Below are 23013 nucleotides of genomic sequence, written 5' to 3' on the forward strand. Positions count from 1 at the left end.
GGTCCCCGCCCCCGGACCCCCGCGGCCCCCCGAAACGGAGAGGATCACCATGTTCGTGCAGATCAACGGCAACAGGCTCAATGTCGAGGTGCTGGGCGCCGAGGACGCCCCGGTGCTGATCGCGCACCACGGCGCGCCCGGTTTGGGCTCGCTGGCCGAACCCAGGGCGTCCTTCGGGCCGCTGGCCGACCGCTACCGCGTGGTCGTCTTCGACGCCCGCGGCTCGGGCGCCAGCGGCGGCGAGGAGCCCTACACCCACGAGCAGTGGGCCGCCGACGTCGACGGGCTGCGCCAGTGGCTCGGCGTCGACCAGGTGGTGATGGCCGGCGGCTCCTACGGCGGCTTCATCGCGATGGAGTACGCCATCCGCTACCCGGAGCGGGTGCGGGCGCTGGTGCTGCGCGACACCGCGGCCGACAACGCCAACCAGGACCTGGCGATCAAGAACGCGCTGGCCTCCTCGCGGGTGGACATCGACCGCGAGAAGCTGGACCGGATCATGGCGGGCCGGGTCCGCGACGACGACGACCTGCGCGACTGCTGGCGGGAGATCCTGCCGCTGTACGACCACGACTACGATCCCGCGGTCGTACAGCAGCGGGTGGACGCGACTCCGTACCGGTACCGCACCCACAACTTCGCCTTCGCGGTGAACCAGCCGAACTACGACATCAAGGACAAGCTGCCGGGCATCACCGCCCCCACGCTGGTCACCGTCGGCCGGCACGACTGGATCACCCCGGTGTCGTGCAGCGAGACCATCGCGGGCCTCATCCCCGGCGCGCGCCTGGTGGTCTTCGAGAAGTCCGGGCACTCGCCGCAGATCGAGGAGGCGCCGCTGTTCCAGCGGACGGTCAGGGACTTCCTCGCCGCGGCTGCGCCCGGCGCCCCGGGCACGGCATGATGCTGCCCGTGAATGCTCTGGACCACCTCGACCAGCAGATCATCGCTGCGCTGCAGGCCGACGGGCGTGCCAGCTGGACCGAGATCGCGGCCACGGTCGGCAGCTCTACCACCACGGTGGCGCGGCGGGCCCAGCAGCTGTTCGGCGATGGGATCGTCAGGGTCGCCTGTGTACCGCACGAGGAGCTGTACGGGCCGGTCAGCCTGTTCCTGGTGCGGTTGCACTGCACGCCGGGCACCCAGCTGCGCGCCGCGGCCCAGCTGGCCAAGGCGGCCGAGGTGCGCTTCGTGGCCGTCGTGTCCGGCGGCTGCGACCTGGTCGCCGAGCTGGTGATCCCGAAGTCCACCCCGGTGCACCAGGTCATCGTGAACCTGCACAATGACGTCGATGGCATCCTGCGCAGCCAGGCCGACCTGGTACTGCGCATCTTCAAGACCAGCCAGGACTGGAGTGCCCGGCTGCTCGACGAGAACACCGAGCCGGTCGTGCGCCCCACGCCGCCGCCGGACGCGGCCCTGGACGCGATCGACCGGGGCATCATCGACGTACTCAGCGAGGACGGTCGGGCCAGCTTCCAGTCCATCGCGGCCCGATTCGGGGTCAGCGAGCGGACCGTGCGGCGCCGATTCGAGACGCTGCGTGGCCAGGGCATGGTCACCATGATCACGCTGGTCCCCGCGGCCGCGATGGGCTTCGACACCGAGGTGCTGTTCTGGCTGGAGGTCGAGCCCGCCCAGATGCGCCGGGTCGCCACCCGGCTGGCCGACGACCGCCGGGTCCGCTACGTCGCCGCCACCCTCGGCGAGTCCTCGCTGATGTGCGAGGTCGTGGTCCCCGACAACGCCGACATCTACCGGTTCACCACCGAGACGCTCGCCGAGATCCCGGGAGTGCGGGCCTGGAGCGCCAATGTGCAGCTGCTGATGGTCAAACGCGGCTTCGTCACCCTGCCGTGGGCGCACGAGCAGATCACGGCGGAGGATGCCCTTGAGCGCCGAATCTCCGCTCTACCGCCTTCGGCACGGGACGCCTGACGGCGAGAGCGGCTCCTGTGGGCGCTGTGGTGGCCGGTGCGCCCCCGCGGGGCCGTGGGGTCCGGCCGCTAAGAACATGCTAACGACCTGCCCGGACTCGCCTCCCGGACGCTAAGAAAGCGCCAAGACCGGCGCTTTGGGCTGGTGATCGCCTTCTCGCGGCGTTTGCATGCACGGGGCTTCCTGCCCATCGGCAGGGAGCGCACCCGGCGAGGAGCGAGGACACATGGCGACGGACACCGACGGCGCGCCCAGCGGGCACGTCCGTCAGCGCGACACGGTCGGCCCGGCCGGCACCGCCGGGCCGCGCCGGCCCGGCAGGGCCGCCGGCTGGCTGCTGGCGCACCGGGTGGACTCCGTCTCCGGCCCCGGCGCCACCGGTACGGCCGAGCGGCACCCGTGGTGGAAGGTGATGTGCCTGACGGGCGTGGACTACTTCTCCACGCTCGGATACCTGCCCGCGATCGCCGCGCTGGCGGCCGGGGCGCTCTCCCCGATCGCCACCCTGCTGATCGTCGCGCTCACTCTGGCCGGGATGCTGCCGATGTACCGCAGGGTGGTGGCGGAGAGCCCGCACGGCCAGGGCTCGGTGGCCATGCTGGAGCACCTGCTGCCGAAGTGGTGGGGCAAGTTCTTCGTGCTCTGCCTGCTCGGCTTCGTCACCACCTCCTGGGTCATCACCATCACCCTGTCGGCGGCCGACGCCACCGCGCACATCGTGGAGAACCCGATCGTGCCCGAGGCGCTGCGCCACCAGCACGTGCCGATCACGATCGTGCTGCTGCTGGTGCTGGGCGCCGTGTTCCTGGCCGGCTTCAGCGAGGCGGTGAGCATCGCGATCCCGCTGGTCGCGGTCTTCCTGCTGTTGAACGCGGTGGTCGTCGGCGCGGCCCTGGTGCACGTGGCGGCCGATCCGGTGGTGCTGGGCGGCTGGTGGGAGGCGGTCACCCAGGTGGGTGGCCCGTCGGCCGTGGCGGGCACCGCGCTGCTGGCCTTCCCACTGCTGGTGCTCGGCCTGTCCGGCTTCGAGACGGGCGCCAGCATGATGCCGCTGGTGCGTTCGACGGGGCGCACCGAGGCCGAGCGGCTGCGCGACCGGGTGGTGCGCGGCCGCCGGATGCTGACCACCGCCGCCGTGATCATGAGCGGCTACCTGCTGGCCACGACCTTCGTCACCGCGGTGCTGATCCCGGCGGAGGAGTTCGCCCCGGGCGGCGCAGCGGAGGGCCGGGCGCTCGCCTATCTGGCCCACGGCTACCTGGGCACCGGCTTCGGCACCCTCTACGACATCAGCACCATCCTGATCCTGTGGTTCGCCGGCGCCTCCGCGCTGGCCGGGCTGATCAACATCGTCCCCCGCTACCTGCCCAGGTACGGCATGGCGCCGGCCTGGGGGCAGGCGGTCCGGCCGGTGGTGCTGGTCTACACCGCGGTCACCATCATGATCACGATCGCCTTCGACGCCGACGTCACCGCCCAGTCCGGCGCCTACGCCACCGGGATCCTGGCGATGATGGTCTCGGCCGCGCTCGCCGTCACCCTGGCCGCGCACCGCCGGCGGCGGCACCGGGCGAGGGCCGGATTCGGCGTCGTCACACTGGTCTTCGGCTACGCGCTGGTCGCCAACGTGGTGGCCAAGCCCGACGGGATCCTCATCTCGCTGGCCTTCGTCGCCGCCATCGTGGTGATCTCGCTGGTCTCCCGGGTGATGCGCAGCACCGAGCTGCGCGCCGAGCGGATCGAGTTCGACGCCGCGGCGCGGCGGTTCATCGCCGAGGCGCGCTGCCGGGACGGCCTGCACATCATCGCCAACAAGCGGCAGGCCGGCGACGCAGCCGAGTACCACGCCAAGGAGAAGGAGCAGCGCGGCATCCAGCCGATCCCCGGCGACGCCCAGGTGCTGTTCGTGGAGATCACCGTGAGCGATCCCTCGGAGTTCAGCAGCGAGCTGCGGGTGAGCGGCCACGAGATCGGCGGCCACCGGGTGCTGCGCGCGCACAGCCCGGTGGTGCCCAACGCGCTCGCCGCGATCGTGCTGGCGCTGCGCGACCGCACCGGCTGCACACCGCACTGCTACTTCGGCTGGACCGAGATGCACCCGCTGCTCAACGCCGGCCGCTACGTCCTCTTCGGCGAGGGCGACACCGCGCCGGTCACCCGCGAGGTGCTGCGCGAGGCCGAACCGGACCCGATCCGGCGGCCGCACATCCATGTGGGGTGACCCCAGCTCTACCGCCCTACGGGCGCGGGAGGCGCCCTTCGGCGCGACCCCGTTCTGCCGTCCTGAAAAGAGTCCAGGAAGGTAGAACGGCCGGCGGCCGGTCCCCTCGAAGGGGGCCCGGCCGCCGGCCGTGCCGCCGGGTCAGGGACGGGCGATGGTGATCTCCGGGGAGGTCCAGGTCTCCCAGTGGGCGGGGTCGTCCTCGTCGCCGAGCGCCTTGAGGGCGCGTGCCGACAGGATGTAGCGGCCGTCGGGGACCTGCCCGCCGGGCTCGCCGTCCGCGCCGAGCAGGGTGCCGTCCCAGGCGTAGGCGAAGAACTCCGTGGGCGTGCCGCTGCGCTCGACGTAGGACAGGTCCACGGCCAGGCTGTCCTCGCCGTTCACCGGTTCGCCGGTCTCCGCGTCGAGCACGGTGAGTTCCAGCCGTTCGACCTGGTGGTCGAAGTGCATGGTCACGTACGGGATGTCGGGCAGCCCGCCGACCGTCTCCAGGGTGTAGCTCGCGCCGTCGGGCTGGTTGGCGAAGCGGCCGCCGGAGACGCACTCGTCGCCGATGAAGGCGTCGCAGGCGGTGATGCGGGTCAGCCAGGGCATGTCGAGCACCTGGCCGCCGCCCAGGTCGATCGGGGCGATGGCGTCGATCTCCTGGTAGTCGCCGACGTAGCCCGCGTAGGGCACCCGCACCGTCTCGCCGCCCTCGTCGGTCACCGTGAGGTAGCCGCCGTACTGCATCTGGGCGAAGTCCTGCGCGGGGGCGGTGATGGTGGCCCGCACCGTGATCGAGCGGCCGGCCGGCACGGTGACTCGCGCGGGGCGGATCACCGCCTCCGCGAACGAGGCGTTGGCGCCGGGCGCGTAGGTGTCGCCGTGGGTGCCGAGCGCCGGTTCGTGGCCGAGGGTGTAGCGGACCGGGGCGCCGGTGTTGTTGGTGATGCGCAGCCGCTGGGTGCTGGGGCCGGACTGGCTCTCGCCGAGCGACAGGGCGCTCGGGCTGACGGTGGTGCCGCCCTGCACGGCGCCGGGGACGTCGAGCATGCCGGCGCCCTGGCGGTGCACCTGGTCCAGGTAGCCGAGGCTGGGGTCGCCCCACCACGGCTGCGGGTCGGCGGTGTTGCGCAGCCGGTCGCGCACCTGCGCCGGGCTGAGGTCCGGCTCGGTCTCCAGCAGCAGCGCGACGCCGCCCGCGACGTGCGGGGACGACATCGAGGTGCCGCTGATGGCGGCGTAGCCGCCCAGCTCCAGCGGGTAGGTCGAGCGGATCAGGCCGCCCGGGGCGCCGATGTCGGGCTTGAGGGTGAGGTCGGGGGCCAGGCCGTAGGAGCTGAACGAGCTGATCAGGCCGCCCGTGGGATTGGGCGCGCTGGCCTGCTCGTCGGTCCAGGTGAGGGTGACCGGGCCCTGCTCCAGCTGCTCCAGCAGGTGCGCGCCGTCGACGTCGGAGACGCCGACGCCGAATGCGCCGCGGTCGACGATGCCGCCGCCGGAGAACAGGCCGGGACCGTTGTTGTAGATCACCACGCCGACGGCGCCGGCGTTCACCGCCTCATCGTACTTCTCGGCGAAGGTGCAGTCACCGCGCACCAGCAGGGCGACCCGGCCGGTGAGGTCCTCGGGATAGGTGTCGCCGAGCGAGGGGCAGCCCCGGCCGCCGTTGGCGAGTTCGGCGGTGGTGCCCTCGGTCGGCGGGTCCTGGGTGGCAGCCAGCGGCAGGTACGGCACCTGGCGGCCGCTGGAGTCGACCTGGAAGCTCAGCGCGCTGATGTGGGTGTTGTCGAAGGAGGCGACGCCGATGACGTCGCGGCCCAGGCCGGGCGCGCCGGCCGAGTAGGCGCCGGTGTCGCCGTCGTTGCCGATGGAGGCGACCACGACCACCCCGCGGGCGACCAGGTTGTCGCTGGCGACGGCGGTGGGGTACTGCGGCCAGCTGAACCCGGAGCCGATGCTCATGTTCAGCACGTCCATGTCGTCGGCGTAGGCGCGCTCCATGGCCTGCACCATGATGTCGGAGGTGGTGCTGCCGGTGCAGCCGAACACCTTGTAGGCGCCGAAGACCACTCCGGGCGCCACCCCGGTGACCTCGCCCTCGGCGCCGACGATGCCGGCGACGTGGGTGCCGTGGCCGTTGCAGTCCATCGGGTCGCCGTCGGGCACCGGGGTGAGGTTGGCGGGGTCGCCGGCGTTGTAGGCGTCGCCGACGAAGTCGTGGCCGGCCACCACCCTGCCGGTGGGCATCGGCCCGGGCCCGCCGAGGTCGGGGTGCTGGTAGTCGATGCCGGTGTCCATCACGGCGACGCGCACGCCCTCGCCGCTCAGGCCCAGCTCCGACTGGGCGATGTCGGCGCCGGTCATGCCGAGCGCGGTGGCGAGGTCGGGCTCGGCGGTGGCGGTCTCGGGGACCGGCACGCTCACCACCGGGAAGACCGCCTCGACGCCGGGGGTGCCGCGCAGCCGGGTCAGCTCCTCGGCGTCGCCCAGCTCCACCGAGAGGCCGTTCCACAGCGTCTCGAAGGTCATCCGCTCGGTGTAGTCGACGCCGCGGGCGTCGGCCGCGGCCCGGAACTCGGCCCGGTCGTCGCGCAGCGCCGCCCGGGCGCCGCCCTCGACCACCGGCGGGCTCTCCAGCTGGACGAACCACAGGCCCGAGGCGCGGGCCATCGGGGTGCCGTCGTCGGCGACCGGCGCCGGATGGACGGGGGCCAGCTCGTCCGTCGCACTCGCCGGCACGGCCAGCGAGGCCGTGACCAGGGAGAACGATGCCAGTGGCAGCAATAGGCCCAGCGCAAGGCGACGTGGTGCCGCTCTCATTGACGCCCTTTCCTCACGTGCGCCAATGAGGCCGTGCGTGTGCCCGTCCGGAAACGTGCGCACGCCGAAATCACCGTCGCACGCACTCTCGACGTAATCGGTTCCGGCCCCCCGCAAGGGTCAGGCTAGAACGGAACAACTCCGCCGAGAAGGCCCATTGTTGGCATTTTTCTCTTATGTCAGTCCGGTAACTTTTTCCGCTCGGATTCCTCTCGGTGGACCGCCTCCGGGCCGGGGCGGCGCGCCGGAGCCGGCGCGCCCGCCGTCAGGAGAACCGCTCCAGGTCGCGGATCTTGTTGGTGGCGTCCAGGGCGGCGACCTTGTACGCCTCCGACAGGGTCGGATAGTTGAAGACGGTGTCCACCAGGTAGTCGACGGTGCCGCCGGTGCCCATCACGGCCTGGCCGATGTGGACCAGGTCGGTGGCGCCGGTGCCGAAGACGTGCACGCCCAGCAGTTTGCGGTCGGTGGTGGAGACCAGCAGTTTGAGCATGCCGTAGGTGTCGCCGGCGATCTGGCCGCGCGCCAGCTCGCGGTAGCGGGAGATGCCGACCTCGTAGGGCACCGAGGTGGCGGTCAGCTCGGCCTCGGTGGCGCCGCAGTAGGAGATCTCCGGGACGGTGTAGATCCCGATGGGCTGCAGCCCGGCCAGCTCCCTGGCCGGCTCGCCGAAGGCGTGGTAGGCGGCGATCCTGCCCTGGTCGGTGGAGGTGGCGGCCAGCGCGGGGAAGCCGATCACGTCGCCGACGGCGTAGATGTTCTCCACCGCGGTGCGGTAGTCGCCGTCCACGGCCAGCCGGCCGCGGTCGTCGGCGCTCAGCCCGGCGCGCTCCAGGTCCAGGGCGTCGGTCATGCCCTGGCGGCCGGCGGAGTACAGCACCGCGTCGGCCAGGATCCGCTTGCCGCTGACCAGGGTGGTGACGGTGGCGCGGTCGGAGACGGCGACGTCGACCACCTTCTCGCCGAAGCGGAAGGTGACCGCGAGGTCGCGCATGTGGAACTTGAGCGACTCCACCACCTCGGGGTCGCAGAAGCCGAGCATCTGCTCGCGCTGCTCGACCACGGTCACCCGGGTGCCCAGCGCGGCGAACATGGAGGCGTACTCGATGCCGATCACGCCCGCGCCCACCACGACCAGCGAGGACGGGATGTGGTCCAGGTTCAAGACCTCGTCGGAGTCGAGCACCCGCTCCTTGTCGAAGTCGATCTCGGCGGGGCGCGCGGGGCGGCTGCCGGTGGCGATCACCACGAAGGCGCCGGTGATGGAGGTGCGGTCGCCGCGGTGCGCGCCCTCGACGCACACGGTGTGCGGGTCCAGGAAGCGGCCGAGGCCGGGCACCAGCTCCACGTGGTTGCGCAGCAGCTGCGCCTTGACCACCTGCACCTCGCGGTCGACCACATGGCGGGTCCGCGACATCAGGTCGCCGATGGTGATCTCCTGCTTGACGCGGTAGCTGGCGCCGTACAGCTCGCGCTGCGACATGCCGGTCAGGTACAGCACCGCCTCGCGCAGGGTCTTGGACGGGATGGTGCCGGTGTTCACGCACACCCCGCCGATCATGTCGGGGCGGTCGACCACCGCGACGCGCTTGCCCAGTTTGGCGGCGGCCACGGCCGCCTTCTGGCCGCCCGGACCCGAGCCGAGGACGATGAGGTCGAAGTCGTAGTCGCTCACCCCCACAGCCTGCGGTCCGCCCGACCAACACGCAAGGCTCTGCTTATCGGCCGCGCCTTCGGCGCGGCGGTTCGGCGCGCTTAGACCCGGTGCCCGGGGTCCGGGGTGTCCCCGGGGAGCACCGCCCTCCTCCGGCGCATCGCGACTTCGTCGCGATGCGCCTCCGTCAGTCCAGACACCGGCGCGCGCCGAACATGGCGTGCCGCTCACTGCGGCGATCGTGTCCCGGCCCCATGCTCTCCGCCCGTTCCCCGGCTACTCCTCGACCGCCTCGCGCAGCAGCCGCACCGGGTGCCACGCGGTGCGCTCGGCGCCGTGGGCGATCTGCTGGCGGCACGACACGCCGGTGGCGGCCACCACGGTGGCCGCGGGCTCGGCCCGGACGGCGGGGAACAGCCGGTCGGCGCCGACCTGCATGGACAGCGCGTAGTGCTCGTCCTCGAAACCGAAGGAGCCGGCCATCCCGCAGCAGCCGGCGTCCAACTCCTCGACGGTGACGCCAGGCAGCCGCCGCAGCAGCCCCACCGTCGCGGCCGTGCCGACCTCGGCCTTCTGGTGGCAGTGCCCGTGGAAGAGGATCCGGCGCCCGGCGAGCCAGGAGTCGGCGCGCAGCCGCAGCCGCCCGTCGTCGACCGCCTCGGCCAGCAGCTCCTCGACCTGGCGCACCCGGCCCGACACCTCGCGCACCCGCGGGGTGTCCGGCAGCAGCGTGCGGTACTCGTCCTTGAGGGTGAGCACGCACGAGGGCTCGCAGCCGACGATCGGCGAGTCCGGCCCGCCGGAGGCGGCCAGCCGGTTGACCAGGTCGCGGGCCTTGCTCCTGGCGTCGTCCACCAGGCCCTTGGACAGGCTGGACCGGCCGCAGCAGCCCGAGGAGGCCAGCACCACCCGCCACCCCGCCAGCTCCAGCAGCTCGATGGCGGCCCGGCCCACCTCGGGCTCGGTGTAGGTGGTGAAGGAGTCGGCCAGGAAGGTGACGGTGCCGACCGGCGCCGGGCGCGCCGCCGGACGGCGGCGGCGGAACCAGCCCACCAGGGTGCGCCGGGCGAAGGCCGGCAGCGGGCGGGCGTCGGTGATCCCGGCCAGCCGCCGCATCAGCCGCCGCACCGGCCCCAGCCGCAGCGGGACGTTGGACAGCGGCGCGGCGGCGGCGCCGAGCCGGTTGAGGGTGCGGATGGAGCCGAAGATCCGGGAGCGCAGCGGTACGCCGCGCACGTCGTGCCGGCGGGCCAGCGCCTCGGTCTTCAGCGCCGCCATGTCCACGCCCAGCGGGCACTCGCTCTTGCATGCCTTGCACATCAGGCACAGGTCCAGCACCTCGTGCAGCCGGTCGTCGGCCAGCGCGGTGGCGGGGTCGGGCTCGCTCAAGGCTTTGACCAGCGCGTTCGCCCGGCCGCGGGTGGAGTCCTCCTCGTTGCGGGTGGCGATGTAGGACGGGCACATCGCGCCGCTGGTGTGCTTGCGGCACAGGCCGATGTTCATGCAGCGGTCGGCGGCGCCGCGCATCCCGCCGACGACCTCGAAGTCCAGCCGGGTCACCAGCGGCGGCGCGGGCGGCAGCGCGGCGTCGCGCAGGTGCTCGGTCATCGCGGGGGCGTCCACGATCTTGCCGGGGTTAAGCCCGTTGCCGGGGTCGAAGACGCGCTTGACCCGGCGCATCGCCTCGTACAGCCGCTCGCCGTAGATCTCGCGGTTGAACTCGCTGCGGGCCAGGCCGTCGCCGTGCTCGCTGGAGTTCACCCCGCCGAACTCGGCGACCAGCGCGGTGATCTCCCCGGCGACGGCGCGCATGGTGCGCACCTCCTCGGGGTCGGTGAGGTCGACGAAGGGGCGGATGTGCAGGCAGCCCACGGAGCAGTGGCCGTAGAAGCCGGCGGTGAGGCCGTGCCGGTCCAGCACCTGGCGGAACCGGTCGGTGTATTCGGCCAGCCGGGAGGGGTCGACGGCGGTGTCCTCGATGAACGCGGCCGGCCTGCGGGTGCCGACGCTGGAGGCCATCAGCAGGCCGAGGCCGGACTTGCGCACCTTCAGCAGCGCGCTCTGCTGCTCGGCGGTCTCGGCGAGCAGGGTGTGGTAGCCATGGCCGTGCGCGCTCCAGGCGTCGTCCAGCCGGCGCAGCCGCCCGCGCAGCTCCTCCTCGTCGTCGCCGGTGAAGGAGACGAACAGCAGCGCGTCGGGGTCGCCGACCAGGATGGAGCCGAGCGTGGCGTACTCCAGCTTGCTGCGCGACAGCTCCAGGATGGTGCGGTCCATCATCTCCACGGCCGAGGGCTCGCAGGCCAGCGCGTCCTCGGTGGCGGCGATGGCGGCGGCCGTGGAGGTGAAGTGGCCGACGGCGATGACCGTGCGCTTGGGCTTGGGCACCAGGCCGACCAGGGCGCGGGTGGCGACCACCAGGGTGCCCTCGGAGCCCACCACGAACTTCGCCAGGTCGAAGGGCTCCCCGGCCGCCGAAGCGGCCAGCCGGTCGAGCCGGTAGCCGCCGGACCGCCGCCAGAACGGCGGGTAGTCGGCGGCGATGGCCTCGGCGTCGGCGCGCAGGATCTCCGGCAGCTCACGGTAGATCCGGCCCTCCAGGGTGGCCGAGCGCGCCCGGCGGGCCCGTTCGGCCTCGTCCACGGGGGCCAGATGGGCCCGGCTGCCGTCGGACAGCACGACGTCCAGCTCGCGGACGTGGTCGATGGTCATGCCGTAGCGCACCGAGCCGCTGCCCGCCGAGTTGTTGCCGATCATCCCGCCGATGGTGGCGCGGTTGCTGGTGGAGGTGTCGGGGCCGAACATCAGGCCGTGCTCGGCGGCGGCCGCGTTCAGCTGGTCCTGCACCACCCCGGGCTCGACCAGGGCGGTGCGGGCCTCGGGGTCGATGGACAGGATGCGGTTCATGTGCCTGGACAGGTCCAGCACCAGGCCGGGGCCGACGGTCTGCCCGGCCAGGCTGGTGCCGCCGCCGCGCGGCACCACCGGCACGCCCAGCTCGCGGGCGGCCGCGACCGCGGCGGCCACGTCGTCGGCGCTCCTGGGGAAGGCGACGCCCAGCGGCCGGATCGCGTACATGCTGGCGTCGCGGGAGAACAGGTGCCGGGTGTAGTCGTCGAAGGCGACCTCGCCGGCGATTCCGGCGCGCAGCCGGCGCTCCAGCTCGCCCGCCCGAGCCGACTCGTCCCCGCGGGTGGTGCCGTCCTGGGTCACGGTCATCTGCGGCTGCTCCTCAGCACGACTGCAGGTGGTCGAGCGCCGCGTTGATCCCGTTCGGGTCGACGCGCACTCCGGCGAGGGCCAGCCCCATCTGCACGCCCGCGAGCGTGCCGGCCAGCGTCAGATCGTTGAAGTGCCCGAGGTGGCCGATCCGGAACACCCGTCCGGCCAGCCGGCCGAGGCCGGTGCCCAGCGACATGTCGAAGCGGTCCAGGATCAGCGCCCGCACCTTGTCGGCGTCGTGCCCCTCCGGCACCAGCACCGCGGTGAGCGAGCCGGAGTGCTCGCGCTCGTCGGCGCACAGCACCTCCAGGCCCCAGCCGCGCACGGCGGCGCGGGTGGCGGCGGCGTGCCGGGCGTGGCGGGCGTAGACCTTCGGCAGGCCCTCCTCGCGCAGCATCCGCAGCGCCTCGCGCAGGCCGTAGAGCAGGTTGGTGGCGGGGGTGTAGGGGAAGAAGCCGGCCTTGTTCGCGGCCAGCACGGGCCGCCAGTCGAAGTAGGAGCGGGGCAGCGCCGCCGTCTCGGCCGCGCGCAGCGCCTTGGCGCTGACGGCGTTGAAGCCCAGGCCGGGCGGGAGCATCAGCCCCTTCTGCGAGCCGGCCACGGTGACGTCCACCCCCCACTCGTCGTGGCGGTAGTCGATGGAGCCGAGCGAGGAGATGGTGTCGACCAGCAGCAGGGCGGGATGGCCGGCCTCGTCCATGGCGCGGCGGATCTCGGCGATCCGGCTGGTGACGCCGGTGGAGGTCTCGTTGTGCACCACGCACACGGCCTTGATCGCGCGGGCGCCGTCGGCGGCCAGCCGCTCGCGGACCGTGTCGGGGTCGGCGCCGTGCCGCCAGTCGCCGGGCACGAAGTCGACCTCCAGCCCGAGGCCGGTGGCGATGTCGCGCCACAGGGTGGCGAAGTGGCCGGTCTCGAAGGCGAGCACCCGGTCGCCGGGGCTGAGGGTGTTCACCAGCGCCGCCTCCCAGGCGCCGGTGCCCGAGGACGGGAAGATCACCACCGGCTCCGCCGTGCCGAAGACCGCCCTGACGTCCTGGAGCAGTTCGAGCGCCATCCGGGCGAACTCGGGTCCGCGGTGGTCGATGACGGGCGCCGCCATGGCGCGCAGTACCTGGTCGGGCACGTTGGTGGGGCCCGGGATCTGCAGGAAGTGGCGCCCGGTGGCATGTGTCATCGCGTTCCCTCCGCCGTCGGCTCGGCACTCCCGACCTTCGGAGCACTATTCCGACATACGGAAAATGTCTCCCGGATCGCGGAGTCGAGGTCCATGCTCCGATCATCGGATCTTCAGCGCAAGCCCTGGGCGGAGCGGGTTCCGCGCCGGCCCGATCAGGCGGCGGGCAGGGCCCTGCCTGGCCTTACCAGAAGTGAGACCGTGATCACGAGGGGGTATTGACCTCGAATGTAACCAAGACCATACTCTTCGAAACCCAGCAGCAACCCGGCCGATATTCCGGATAGCGGAAAGTCCTTTCCGCCATCGAACGTGACAGGTCCCCGACCCGTCCAGCGCCGCGCGGGTCGCGCCGCCCCCCGAGTTCCGCCCGAGCCCGCTCCTGCCGCCGCGGCCGCCCCGGCACCGCCGGGCCGACCCCCTGCGCGTCCCCGAACCGAGGGAGCCCGTGTGTCCGCAGAGGTCATCTCGATCCTGGTCCTCATCGCCGTCTTCCTGATCGCCACCCTGCTGCCCGTGCACATGGGCGCGCTCGCGCTGGTCGCCGCCTTCCTGGTCGGCACCCTGGTGGTCGGGGAGTCCGCGGACGAGATCTTCGCCGGCTTCCCCGGCGACCTGTTCGTCATCCTCGTCGGCGTCACCTACCTGTTCGCCATCGCCAAGGACAACGGCACGGTGGACTGGCTGGTGCGCAAGGCGGTGTGGGCGGTGCGCGGCCGCATCGCGCTGATCCCCTGGGTCATGTTCGCGGTCACCTCCGCGCTGACCGCCGTGGGCGCCGTGGTGCCCGCCGCCGTGGCGATCATCGCGCCGATGGGCATGGGCTTCGCCGCCCGGTACCGGATCAACCCGGTGCTGATGGGCCTGTTCATCATCAACGGCGCCAGTGCGGGCGGCTTCTCCCCGATCAGCATCTTCGGCGGCATCACCAACGGCGTGGTGGAGCGCAACGGCCTGCCGGGCGACCCCGGACTGCTCTTCGCCGCCTCCTACGTGTTCAACGTCGTGCTGAGCGTGGTGGTGTTCTTCCTGTTCGGCGGGCACAGGCTGCTCGGCCGGCGCGAACTGGGCGAGCACGAGGCGGCCGAGGAGCCGGGCCGCACCCTGGTGGCCGAGCGCACCGTGGCGGCGGTCGGCGCCGACGCCGGCACGGCCGCGACGGAGTCCGGCGGCTCCGGCGGGCCCGCCCGGCCCGCGGCCGGCGGCGGCGCGGGCGGCCCCGGGGGCGCGGAGCCGGGCACCGGCCCGGACGCCCCCGGACCCTCCGCGTCCCAGGGCGCCGCCGTGCCGGCCCAGCGCTCCCCCGAGCCGGCCGGCGAGCGGGCCGGCGCGGACGGCGGCGAGCCCCGGCTCAACCCGATCCGCGGCCTCACCCTGGCCGGCATCCTGGCCCTCGCGGTCGGCGCCCTGTTCTTCGGTATCGACGTCGGCTTCATGGCGATCACGGTCGCCGTGGTGCTGGCGCTCGTCTCGCCGAAGTCCACCAAGGGCGCGGTCAGCGGCGTCGCCTGGCCGACCGTGCTGCTGATCTGCGGCATCGTCACCTACGTCAGCCTGATGGAGCGGATGGGCACCGTCACCTTCCTCGGCGACAGCGTCGCCTCCATCGGCGCTCCGCTGCTGGCCGCGCTGATCATCTGCGTGATCGGCGGCGCGGTGTCGGCCTTCGCCTCGACCACCGGCATCCTCGGCGCGCTGATCCCGCTGGCCGTGCCGTTCCTGCTCGGCGGCGACATCGGCGCCGTCGGCCTGATCACCGCGCTGGCGCTGTCGTCGTCGGTGGTGGACTCCTCGCCCTTCTCCACCAGCGGCGCGCTGGTGGTGGCCAATGCCGGCGACGCCGAGCGCGAGCAGGTGTTCAAGCGGCTGATGGCCTGGGGCTTCAGCATGATCGCGATCGCGCCGCTGGTCACCTGGCTGGTGCTGGTCGTGCCCGGCTGGCTGTAGCTGTGCCCGGGGGCGGGTGGCGTGCGGGGGCCGCGCCCGGCGGCGGTCCCCGCACGGCCCGCCCGGCCTCAGCGGCCGGTCCACTCCGGGCGCTCCTTGGCGACGAAGGCGCGCACGCCGGCCCGGAAGTCGTCGCTGCCGAAGGCCCGCGCCACGATGTCGTCGCCGTCGGGCAGCGAGGCCAGCCGCAGCCTGCGGTTGGCCTCCTTCGCCGCCCACATGGTCAGCGGCGCGTGGCGCAGCAGCCGGCCCACCGTCTCCTCCACCCGGCGGTCCAGTTCGGCGGGCGAGCACACCTCGGCGGCGAAGCCGGCCGCCCGCGCCTCCTCCGCGTCGAACATCCGGGCCCGCAGCAGCATGTCGAGGGCGCGGGCCGGGCCGAGGTGGTGGACCAGCAGCGAGTAGGTGTTCGTCGACAGGCAGTTGCCCAGCGTACGGGCGATGGGCACCCCGAACTGGGCGGTGGTGTCGGCGATGCGCAGGTCGCAGGCGGCCGCGACGGCCAGCCCGCCGCCCACGCAGTAGCCGCGCACCGCGGCGACCGTGGGCACCCGCACCGCCTCCAGCCGGTTGATCACCTCCGAGATGCGCTTCTCGTAGGCGACGCCGTCGGCGCCGGTGGTGAAGTCGGCGAACTGGGCGATGTCGGTACCGGCGATGAAGGCGCGGTCCCCCGCGCCGCGCAGCACCATCACCCGCACGCCGCCGGGCCCACCGCCGTCCCCGCCGGACGGTACCGCCTCGGCGTCGGCCCGCTCGCAGGCGGCGTACAGGCCGTCGTACATCGCGAAGCTCATCGCGTTGTGGGCGGCGGGCCGGTTGAAGGTGACCGTCAGCACCTGACCGTCCCGCTCGACCAGCAGCTCGCCGCCGTCCGCACCGTTCCCGCTCATCCGCCGCCCTCCGTCGTTTCGGGTCCCGCCACCACACCGCGCGCCAGCAGCTCGGCCACCTCGGCCCCGTCCAGTCCCAGCCCGGCCAGCAGCTCCGCCGTGTGCTCGCCCAGCCCGGGCCCGGCCGCACCGCGCCGCGCCGGGGTGGCCGAGAGCCGCACCGGCGAGCCGATCTGGCGCACCGCGCCCAGCTCCGGGTGCTCGGCGTCCCAGAAGAAGCCGCGTCCCGACAGGTGCGGATCGGTGAAGACCTGCGCGGTGGTGTTGATCGGCGCGCACGGCACCCCCGCCGCGTCCAGCGCGGCCACCAGGTCCTCGGTGCCGCGCCCGCGCGTGACGCACTCGATCGCCGGGATCAGCTCCGCGCGCAGTCCGTGGCGCTCGTGGGCCGTGCCGTAGCGCTCGTCGGCCAGCAGCCCCGGCAGGCCGAGCGCCTCGCACAGCCCGCGCCAGGTGTTGGGGGTGATCGCGCCGACGGTGAGCCAGCCGTCGGCGGTGCGCAGCGCCTGGTAGGGCGCTGAACTCTGGTGCGCGCTGCCCTGCGGGGTGCCGGACTCGCCGGTCACCCAGTACCGCGCCGCCTCCCAGATCGCCAGCGAGGTACCCGCCTCCAGCAGCGAGACGTCCACGTGCTGGCCGCGGCCGGTCCGCTCGCGGGCCCGCAGCGCGGCCAGCACGCCCAGCGCCACGTACAGGCCGCAGACCAGGTCGCACACTGGCACGCCGACCTTGGCGGGCTCGCCGCCGGGCGGGCCGGTGATGCTCATCAGCCCTGAGCGGGCCTGCGCCATGATGTCCAGGCCGGGCAGCGGCGCCAGCGGGCCGTCCTGCCCCCAGCCCGAGGCCGAGGCGTACACCAGGTGCGGATGGCTGGCGGCGAGGTCGTCGTAGCCCAGGCCGAGGCGGGCCATCGCCCCGGGCCGCAGGTTCTCCACCAGCACGTCGGCGCCGTCCAGCAGCCGCCGCAGCAGCCGCGCGCCGCCGGGCGCCTTCAGGTCCAGCGCCAGCGAGCGCTTGTTCCGGTTCAGCCGCAGGTAGGGCGAGCTGTGCCCCTCCAGGAACGGGCCGACGGCGCGCACCGGGTCGGGGCCCTTGGGGTTCTCCACCTTGACCACGTCGGCGCCGAGGTCGGCCAGCTGCATGGTGGCGAACGGCGCCGCCATGAAGGCGCCGACCTCCACCACGCGCACGCCCCGCAGCGGCGGCGTGTCGGGTCGCTCCGCCGGCATGGCCACCTCCCCCGCCCGTGCCGGGCCCGGCGCGGGCGGTCCGGCGCGAGTGATCAGCTGTGTCTACAGCCGACAATAGACCGGGTCACCGGCACCCTGGGTCACCGGCTCCCCACTCCGGGCAGCGGCGGGGGCGGCCCCCTACTTGAGCAGGCGCGACATCCGCCGGTCGGCCAGGACCGCGCCGCCGGTCTGGCAGGTGGGGCAGTACTGGAGCGCGGAGTCGGCGTAGACGACCTCGCGCACGGTGTCGCCGCAGACCGGGCAGGGCTGCCCGGCCCGGCCGTGCACCCGCATCCCGGCCCGCTTCTCCCGCTTCAGCCCGCCCGCGTCGGCGGCCAGCGCGCGGCGCACCGCCTCGCCCAGCGTCTCGCGCATCGCCCGGTACAGCTCCCCGACCCGCCGCTCGTCCAGCGTCGCGGCCACGGCGAAGGGCGAGATCCGGGCGGCGTGCAGCACCTCGTCGGAGTAGGCGTTGCCGATCCCGGCGATGGTGTGCTGGTCGCGCAGCAGCCGCTTGATCCGGGAGCGCCTGCCGCGCAGGATCGCGGCCAGCACCTGCTCGGTGAAGTCCTCGGCGAGAGGGTCGGGGCCGAGCCCGGCGACGCCCGGCACCTCCTCGGGTGCGCGCACCACGTAGAGGGCCAGCCGCTTGACGGAGCCCGTCTCGGTCAGGTCGAACCCGGGCGCCCGGCCGTCGTCCCCGGGCGCGAAGCGGACCCGGGCCGCCGGCGGCCCCTTGCCGGGGCGCGGCGGGCGGGCGTCGGAGAGGTCGTCGCGCCAGCGCAGCCAGCCGCCCTTCGCCAGGTGCACCACCAGGTGGAGGCCGTCGCACTCCAGGTCCAGGAACTTGCCATGGCGCCCCGCGCCGGTGACGGCCAGCCCGCCCAGGGCGCCCACCGGCGGGTCGACGGTCTTCAGCGCCGGGAAGGCGGCCACGTCGACGCCCGCCACGGTCCGACCGACGGCCCTGCGGCGCAGCAGTTCGGCGAGCGCTTCGACTTCTGGCAGCTCAGGCACTGTTTCAGCCTAACTCCGCGGCGGGCGCGAGCCCGGGAACACGGCGGCCGCCCGGGGCGGTGCGCCCCGGACGGCTGCGTGCGGCGGGCCCCGCCCGGCTCGGGCGGGGCCCCTTCGGATGACGGCACCCTTCGACATCACCGGCACCCGGTGCTGCTATCGCTCGGCGGCTCCCCCGGCCTCGCGCCGGGGCCCCGCCATCAGCCGGTCAGGCCCGGCCGGCCACGGGTACTCAGTAGATGGCGTTGAAGTCGTTGTGGAAGCCAGCGCTCTCGCTGGTCGCCCACTCGGTGGACTGGAAGTAGAACGCAACTCCGTCTTCGGCATTGCCGTACGACACAATCGTCTGGTTCACCGCGTACTCGGGGCCCACCACGCCGAGCTCATGCGCGTGCAGAGCATCGGCCGACGCCATGCCCTGCGCGGCGAACACGAGGGCGGGCGTGGCGGCGGCCGTGATCGCGAACCGGCGCAGCATCGACTTCATCATCTTCTGCTTCCCCCTTGGCTGTACCGCTCGTAGGCGGTTGCGGGCGACCCGGACCGTGCTGGTCACGGCCCCGTCGGCCACCGAGCGGGCCATTACCCGAGATCTCTCATCACTCTCCGTAAATGAATAATTACGCAGTCCACCTTGTGGTCATGAGAAGCGGTCCGGCTCACGCCCGCGCCGTCGCCGCGCCCGTCGTCCGGTTCAGGCCGCTTTGGCCGCGCGGCGCACGGGCGGCCCGCCGCGCGGCTAAGGTGATCGCCGCAGCCGACCACCGGGGAGCCAGGCCGTGGAGTTCCGCAAGAAGACCAGCACGATCATGTTCGGCGGCCTGGGCCTGGCCCTGCTCGGCGCGCTCGGCACCGCCCTGCTCATCGGCTGGCTGGTGCAGGGCGGCACACTGCCGATCATCCTGTTCGGCGCGCCGCTGGTCCTGCTGGCCGGCCTGGGCGTGGCCGCCTATGGGCTGATCCCGTTCCGGCTCCGCATCGACCAGCACGGCGTGACCACCCGGCACGCGCCTGAGGGCCTGAACACCTTCGTGCCGTGGACCGGCATCGCCGCGATCACCATCGAGCGCAAGCCGGGCGACGCCGAGAGCCTGGCCCCCTATGTGGTGCTGTGGCCGCACCCGGGCACCCACCTGGGCGCCGAGCCCTCCTTCCACCGCGACGGACGCCCGGCCTACCTGCTCGGCCAGCTCGACGAGATCAAGGAGTCCGAGCAGCAGGTCCGGCAGGCGCTCGCCCACTTCGGCGCCCAGCGTCCGCACGGCTACCCGCCCGCGCAGCCGCCCCACCACGCCCCGCCGAGGCAGCCCCACCCCGGCACCCCCGCCCCCTCCGCGCACGGGCCCCGGCCGTACCCGGGCGGGCCGTATCCGCCGCAGCAGCCGTACGGCCGCCCCGGCCCGGGACGCTAGCGCGGCGGCACGAGCGCCGCCGGTGGAGCGGCTCGGCACGTCCGTCCGGCCGGGACGGAACCCATTGACAGACCAGAAACGCACTGTCAACATCCCGTACATGTGGGAGCGCTCCCACATAGCGAGCCCCTTCACTCCGCGGCGCCCCCACGCCGCGTTCCCCCGGAAGGACTCCCGTGACCCGACCAACCCGCACCAGGGCGACGGCCGTCGGCGCGACCGGAATCGCCGCGGCGCTCACCCTCGCCGGCCTGGGCGCGCTGCCCGCGCTGGCCGACGAGGCACCCGAACAGATCGTCAACGGCGGCTTCGACAGCGGCACCGCGCCGTGGTGGTGGACCCCCACCACCGAGGGCGCGGTCGTCGACGGCCGCCTGTGCGCCGACGTGCCCGCCGGCACCCTCAACGCCTGGGACGTCATCATCGGCCAGGACGACGTGCCGCTGGTGGCCGGCGAGTCGTACACCTTCGGCTTCACCGCCTCGGCCACCACCGACGTCGCCGTACGCGCGCTGATCCAGGAGCCGGTGGAGCCCTGGGCCACCCAGATCGACGAGAGGCCGCAGCTCACCGCGGAGGCGACGGCCTTCGAGTACGTCTTCACCGCCAGTGCCGACATGGAGGACGCGCAGGTCGCCTTCCAGATCGGCGGCGCCGAGGAGGCGTGGACCTTCTGCCTGGACGACGTCACCCTCCAGGGCGGCGCCGAGCCGCCGCCCCCGTACGAGCCCGACACGGGCCCGCGGGTGCGGGTCAACCAGGTGGGCTACCTGCCCGACGGCCCCAAGGGCGCGACCGTGGTCACCGAGGCGACCGAGGCGCTGCCGTGGGAGCTGGCCGACGCCTCGGGCGCGGTCGTGGCCGAGGGCCAGACCGTGCCGCAGGGCGTGGACCCCAGCTCGGCGCAGAACGTGCACACCATCGACTTCAGCGCCTACACCACGCCCGGCGAGGGCTACACGCTGACGGCCGACGGGGAGACGAGCCACCCCTTCGACCTGTCCGGCGAGGCCTACCAGGACCTGCGGGTCGACTCGCTGTCCTTCTACTACCCGCAGCGCAGCGGCATCGAGATCGACGACGCCATCGCGCCGGGCTACGGCCGCCCGGCCGGCCACGTCGGCGTGGCGCCCAACCAGGGCGACACCGAGGTGCCGTGCGCACCGGGCTCGGGCTGCGACTACTCCCTGGACGTCTCCGGCGGCTGGTACGACGCGGGCGACCACGGCAAGTACGTGGTCAACGGCGGCATCTCGGCGGCGCAGCTGATGGGCATCTACGAGCGCAGCACCCACGCGCCGACGGCAGACGAGGGCGCGCTGGACGACGGCACGCTGCGGCTGCCCGAGACCGGCAACGACGTGCCCGACGTGCTGGACGAGGCGCGCTGGGAGATGGAGTTCCTGCTCAGCATGCAGGTGCCCGACGGCGAGCCGCTGGCCGGCATGGCCCACCACAAGATGCACGACGCCGAGTGGACCGGCCTGCCGCTGCTGCCGCACGAGGACCCGCAGCCGCGCTACCTGCAGCCCCCGTCCACGGCCGCGACGCTGAACCTGGCCGCGGCGGGCGCGCAGTGCGCGCGGGTCTTCGAGCCCTTCGACGCCGGATTCGCCGCCGAGTGCCTGTCGGCGGCCGAGGAGGCGTGGGCGGCGGCCGTCGCCAACCCCGACGTCATCGCGCCCAACACCGGCGTGGGCGGCGGCGCCTACAGCGACCCCAATGTCGAGGACGAGTTCTACTGGGCGGCGGCGGAGCTGTTCCTGGCCACCGGCGCGCAGGAGTACCAGGACGCGGTGACGGACTCGCCGCTGCACACCGACCCGGACATCTTCCGCCCCGAGGGCTTCGACTGGGGCTGGACCGCCCCGCTCGGCCGGCTCGACCTGGCCACGGTCGACAGCGAGCTGCCCGGCCGTGACCAGGTGCGCGCCTCGGTGCTCGCCGCGGCGGACGACTACCTGGCCACCGTGGCGGCGCACCCCTACGGCTCGCCGTACGCGCCGAGCGACGGCGTGTACGCCTGGGGCTCCAACAACCTGCTGCTGAACAACCTCGTGGTGGTGGCCACCGCCTTCGACATCAGCGGCGAGGAGGAGTACCGGGACGGCGTGCTGGCGGGCGTGGACTACGTGTTCGGCCGCAACGCGCTCAACCAGTCCTATGTGACCGGCTACGGCGAGAACGCCGCGGAGAACCAGCACAGCCGCTGGTACGCCAACCAGCTGGACGCCTCGCTGCCCAACCCGCCGGCCGGCACCCTGTCGGGCGGCCCGAACTCCCAGACCGGAACCTGGGACCCGGTGGCCCAGGAGAACCTGGCCGGCTGCGCGCCCCAGTTCTGCTACATCGACGACATCGGCTCCTGGGCGACCAACGAGCTGACGATCAACTGGAACGCGCCGCTGGCCTGGGTCACCTCCTTCGTCGCCGACCAGGTCGACGAGGACGGCGGCCCGGTCGACCCGCCGACGGGCGCCTGCACCGTCGCCTACGCGGCGCAGACCTGGCCGGGCGGCTTCACCGCCCAGGTGCGGGTGGAGAACACCGGTGACGAGCCCGTCGACGGCTGGACCGTCGGCTGGACCTGGCCGGGCACCCAGCGCTTCGGCCACGGCTGGAACGCGCGGTTCACCCACGACGGCGCGAGCGTCACGGCGTCCAACCTGGACTGGAACCGCAGGATCGCGCCGGGCGGGTCGATCTCCTTCGGCCTGAACGGCACGGCGACCGGCACCGCGCATCCGGTACCGGAGTCCTTCACCCTCAACGGGGTGCGGTGCGAGTAGTCCGGGTGCCGGGCGGCGGCCGCGCCGCCGCCCGGCCCTCGTGAGCCGGGGCCGGGGCGGTGTACGGGCACCGCCCCGGCCCCTTCGCGCGGGCGCTCAGCGCTCGGTGCGGGCCGGCGGAGCCGTGCGGGGGCCTCCGCCGGACGCCGAGCCGGCCGCGGCCGGCTCGCGCCGCGGCGCGGGCGCGGCGTCGCGGCGGGTGGTCCACAGCTCGCGCAGCACGGCGTGCCGGGTGCGGCTGGGCACGGTGCCGGGCGAGGCGCGGGTGATCACGTCGATGATGTGGCCGGCGATGTCGCGGGCCTTGGTGTTGGTGGCCTGCGAGGACCGGACGATGGTCTGCCAGGCGGCCTCGGCGTCGCAGCCGCAGGCCAGCATGACCATCCCCTTGGCCCGCTCGATGACGCCCTGCGACGCCAGCGCCGCGGTGGCGTGGTCGAGTTCGGCGCGCAGCCGGGCGACCTCGGCCGACAGGCTCTCCACGGCGTGTGCGGTGTCCTCCAGGCCGGCGCGGCCGGTGCGACCCTCTCCTCCGTTCGCCCACATGCGTCCCCCCACAGGTGGTGGCGGATCCGGCGGCCGGCCGGCGGCGTCCGGGTCCGCGGTTCGAGTGATGCTGCCACAGCGGCGGGCGCCCAGGGCCGCGGTGCGGGCCGACGATCCCAGGTCCCGCCGAACGCCTGGTGAAAGGCTGGCATTGGGCCCCCTT

15 protein-coding genes are annotated in these 23013 nt (G+C 73.5%); 6 read left to right on the forward strand and 9 right to left on the reverse strand.

All coding sequences use genetic code 11. The features are described from left to right. Positions 1-49 precede the first annotated feature (49 nt). From CLV72_RS21220 to CLV72_RS21230, 3 genes are all read left to right on the forward strand, one after another. Positions 50-904 carry an alpha/beta fold hydrolase gene (locus CLV72_RS21220; RefSeq protein WP_106249213.1) on the forward strand — a complete coding sequence of 285 codons (855 nt, stop codon included), beginning with the start codon at positions 50-52 and terminating at the stop codon, positions 902-904. Between the two features lie 8 nt (positions 905-912). After that, positions 913-1938 carry an Lrp/AsnC family transcriptional regulator gene (locus CLV72_RS21225; protein ID WP_170141060.1) on the forward strand — a complete coding sequence of 342 codons (1026 nt, stop codon included), beginning with the start codon at positions 913-915 and terminating at the stop codon, positions 1936-1938. Between the two features lie 226 nt (positions 1939-2164). Beyond that, positions 2165-4159: an APC family permease gene (locus CLV72_RS21230; RefSeq protein ID WP_106249218.1), complete on the forward strand. Its 1995-nt coding sequence runs from the start codon at positions 2165-2167 to the stop codon at positions 4157-4159. Positions 4160-4300: 141 nt separating this feature from the next. Here the strand turns inward: CLV72_RS21230 and CLV72_RS21235 are convergent, their stop codons facing one another. The 4 genes from CLV72_RS21235 to CLV72_RS21250 all read right to left on the reverse strand — a co-directional run bounded on the left by CLV72_RS21235 (position 4301) and on the right by CLV72_RS21250 (position 13014). Beyond that, positions 4301-6964, reverse strand: a complete 2664-nt coding sequence (locus CLV72_RS21235) for a S8 family serine peptidase (protein ID WP_106249221.1) — start codon at positions 6962-6964, stop codon at positions 4301-4303. Positions 6965-7229: 265 nt separating this feature from the next. Beyond that, entirely contained in the window at positions 7230-8639 is a 1410-nt protein-coding gene (sthA, locus tag CLV72_RS21240; protein ID WP_106249637.1) for a Si-specific NAD(P)(+) transhydrogenase, read from the reverse strand. A 255-nt stretch (positions 8640-8894) separates the two neighbouring features. Next, entirely contained in the window at positions 8895-11834 is a 2940-nt protein-coding gene (locus CLV72_RS21245; protein WP_106249223.1) for an FAD-binding and (Fe-S)-binding domain-containing protein, read from the reverse strand. 13 nt (positions 11835-11847) lie between these two features. Next, positions 11848-13014, reverse strand: coding sequence for a pyridoxal-phosphate-dependent aminotransferase family protein (locus tag CLV72_RS21250; RefSeq protein WP_106249226.1), 1167 nt, complete (start codon positions 13012-13014; stop codon positions 11848-11850). A 450-nt stretch (positions 13015-13464) separates the two neighbouring features. On the opposite strand from CLV72_RS21250, the gene CLV72_RS21255 reads away from it, so the two are divergent. Continuing rightward, positions 13465-14961: an SLC13 family permease gene (locus CLV72_RS21255; RefSeq protein ID WP_106249229.1), complete on the forward strand. Its 1497-nt coding sequence runs from the start codon at positions 13465-13467 to the stop codon at positions 14959-14961. A gap of 68 nt (positions 14962-15029) precedes the next feature. Here CLV72_RS21255 and CLV72_RS21260 read toward each other — a convergent pair whose 3' ends face one another. The 4 genes from CLV72_RS21260 to CLV72_RS21275 form a co-directional block, all read right to left on the reverse strand. Next, positions 15030-15854, reverse strand: coding sequence for an enoyl-CoA hydratase/isomerase family protein (locus CLV72_RS21260; protein WP_106249232.1), 825 nt, complete (start codon positions 15852-15854; stop codon positions 15030-15032). Further along, a complete protein-coding gene (locus CLV72_RS21265) occupies positions 15851-17083 on the reverse strand; it encodes a CaiB/BaiF CoA transferase family protein (RefSeq protein ID WP_106249234.1) in 1233 nt (410 codons plus the stop codon). The genes CLV72_RS21260 and CLV72_RS21265 overlap by 4 nt, the downstream gene beginning before the upstream one ends. Positions 17084-17224: 141 nt before the next feature. Then, the gene (locus tag CLV72_RS21270; protein WP_106249237.1) at positions 17225-18103 is read right to left on the reverse strand and encodes an Fpg/Nei family DNA glycosylase; all 879 of its coding nucleotides are present in this window, start codon (positions 18101-18103) and stop codon (positions 17225-17227) included. 232 nt (positions 18104-18335) lie between these two features. Continuing rightward, positions 18336-18590, reverse strand: coding sequence for a hypothetical protein (locus tag CLV72_RS21275; protein ID WP_146159511.1), 255 nt, complete (start codon positions 18588-18590; stop codon positions 18336-18338). 292 nt (positions 18591-18882) lie between these two features. On the opposite strand from CLV72_RS21275, the gene CLV72_RS21280 reads away from it, so the two are divergent. Both CLV72_RS21280 and CLV72_RS21285 read left to right on the forward strand, forming a co-directional pair. After that, a complete protein-coding gene (locus CLV72_RS21280; protein ID WP_106249243.1) occupies positions 18883-19515 on the forward strand; it encodes a hypothetical protein in 633 nt (210 codons plus the stop codon). A 176-nt stretch (positions 19516-19691) separates the two neighbouring features. Next, positions 19692-22304, forward strand: coding sequence for a glycoside hydrolase family 9 protein (locus CLV72_RS21285; RefSeq protein WP_106249245.1), 2613 nt, complete (start codon positions 19692-19694; stop codon positions 22302-22304). 96 nt (positions 22305-22400) lie between these two features. Here CLV72_RS21285 and CLV72_RS21290 read toward each other — a convergent pair whose 3' ends face one another. Further along, complete coding sequence (locus CLV72_RS21290) at positions 22401-22850, reverse strand: ANTAR domain-containing protein (protein WP_170141061.1); 450 nt, start codon at positions 22848-22850, stop codon at positions 22401-22403. Between the last annotated feature and the right edge of the window lie 163 nt (positions 22851-23013).

Source organism: Allonocardiopsis opalescens, assembly GCF_003002095.1.
GTDB classification, from domain to species: Bacteria; Actinomycetota; Actinomycetes; order Streptosporangiales; family Streptosporangiaceae; genus Allonocardiopsis; species Allonocardiopsis opalescens.

Excerpts from the sequence above, each read along its gene's own strand:
- CLV72_RS21220 (WP_106249213.1), top strand. The coding sequence starts at position 50 with ATGTTCGTGCAGATCAACGGCAACAGGCTCAATGTCGAGGTGCTGGGC.
- CLV72_RS21230 (WP_106249218.1), top strand. The coding sequence starts at position 2,165 with ATGGCGACGGACACCGACGGCGCGCCCAGCGGGCACGTCCGTCAGCGC.
- CLV72_RS21235 (WP_106249221.1), bottom strand. The coding sequence starts at position 6,964 with ATGAGAGCGGCACCACGTCGCCTTGCGCTGGGCCTATTGCTGCCACTG.
- CLV72_RS21245 (WP_106249223.1), bottom strand. The coding sequence starts at position 11,834 with ATGACCGTGACCCAGGACGGCACCACCCGCGGGGACGAGTCGGCTCGG.
- CLV72_RS21250 (WP_106249226.1), bottom strand. The coding sequence starts at position 13,014 with ATGACACATGCCACCGGGCGCCACTTCCTGCAGATCCCGGGCCCCACC.
- CLV72_RS21260 (WP_106249232.1), bottom strand. The coding sequence starts at position 15,854 with ATGAGCGGGAACGGTGCGGACGGCGGCGAGCTGCTGGTCGAGCGGGAC.
- CLV72_RS21265 (WP_106249234.1), bottom strand. The coding sequence starts at position 17,083 with ATGCCGGCGGAGCGACCCGACACGCCGCCGCTGCGGGGCGTGCGCGTG.
- CLV72_RS21275 (WP_146159511.1), bottom strand. The coding sequence starts at position 18,590 with ATGAAGTCGATGCTGCGCCGGTTCGCGATCACGGCCGCCGCCACGCCC.
- CLV72_RS21290 (WP_170141061.1), bottom strand. The coding sequence starts at position 22,850 with ATGTGGGCGAACGGAGGAGAGGGTCGCACCGGCCGCGCCGGCCTGGAG.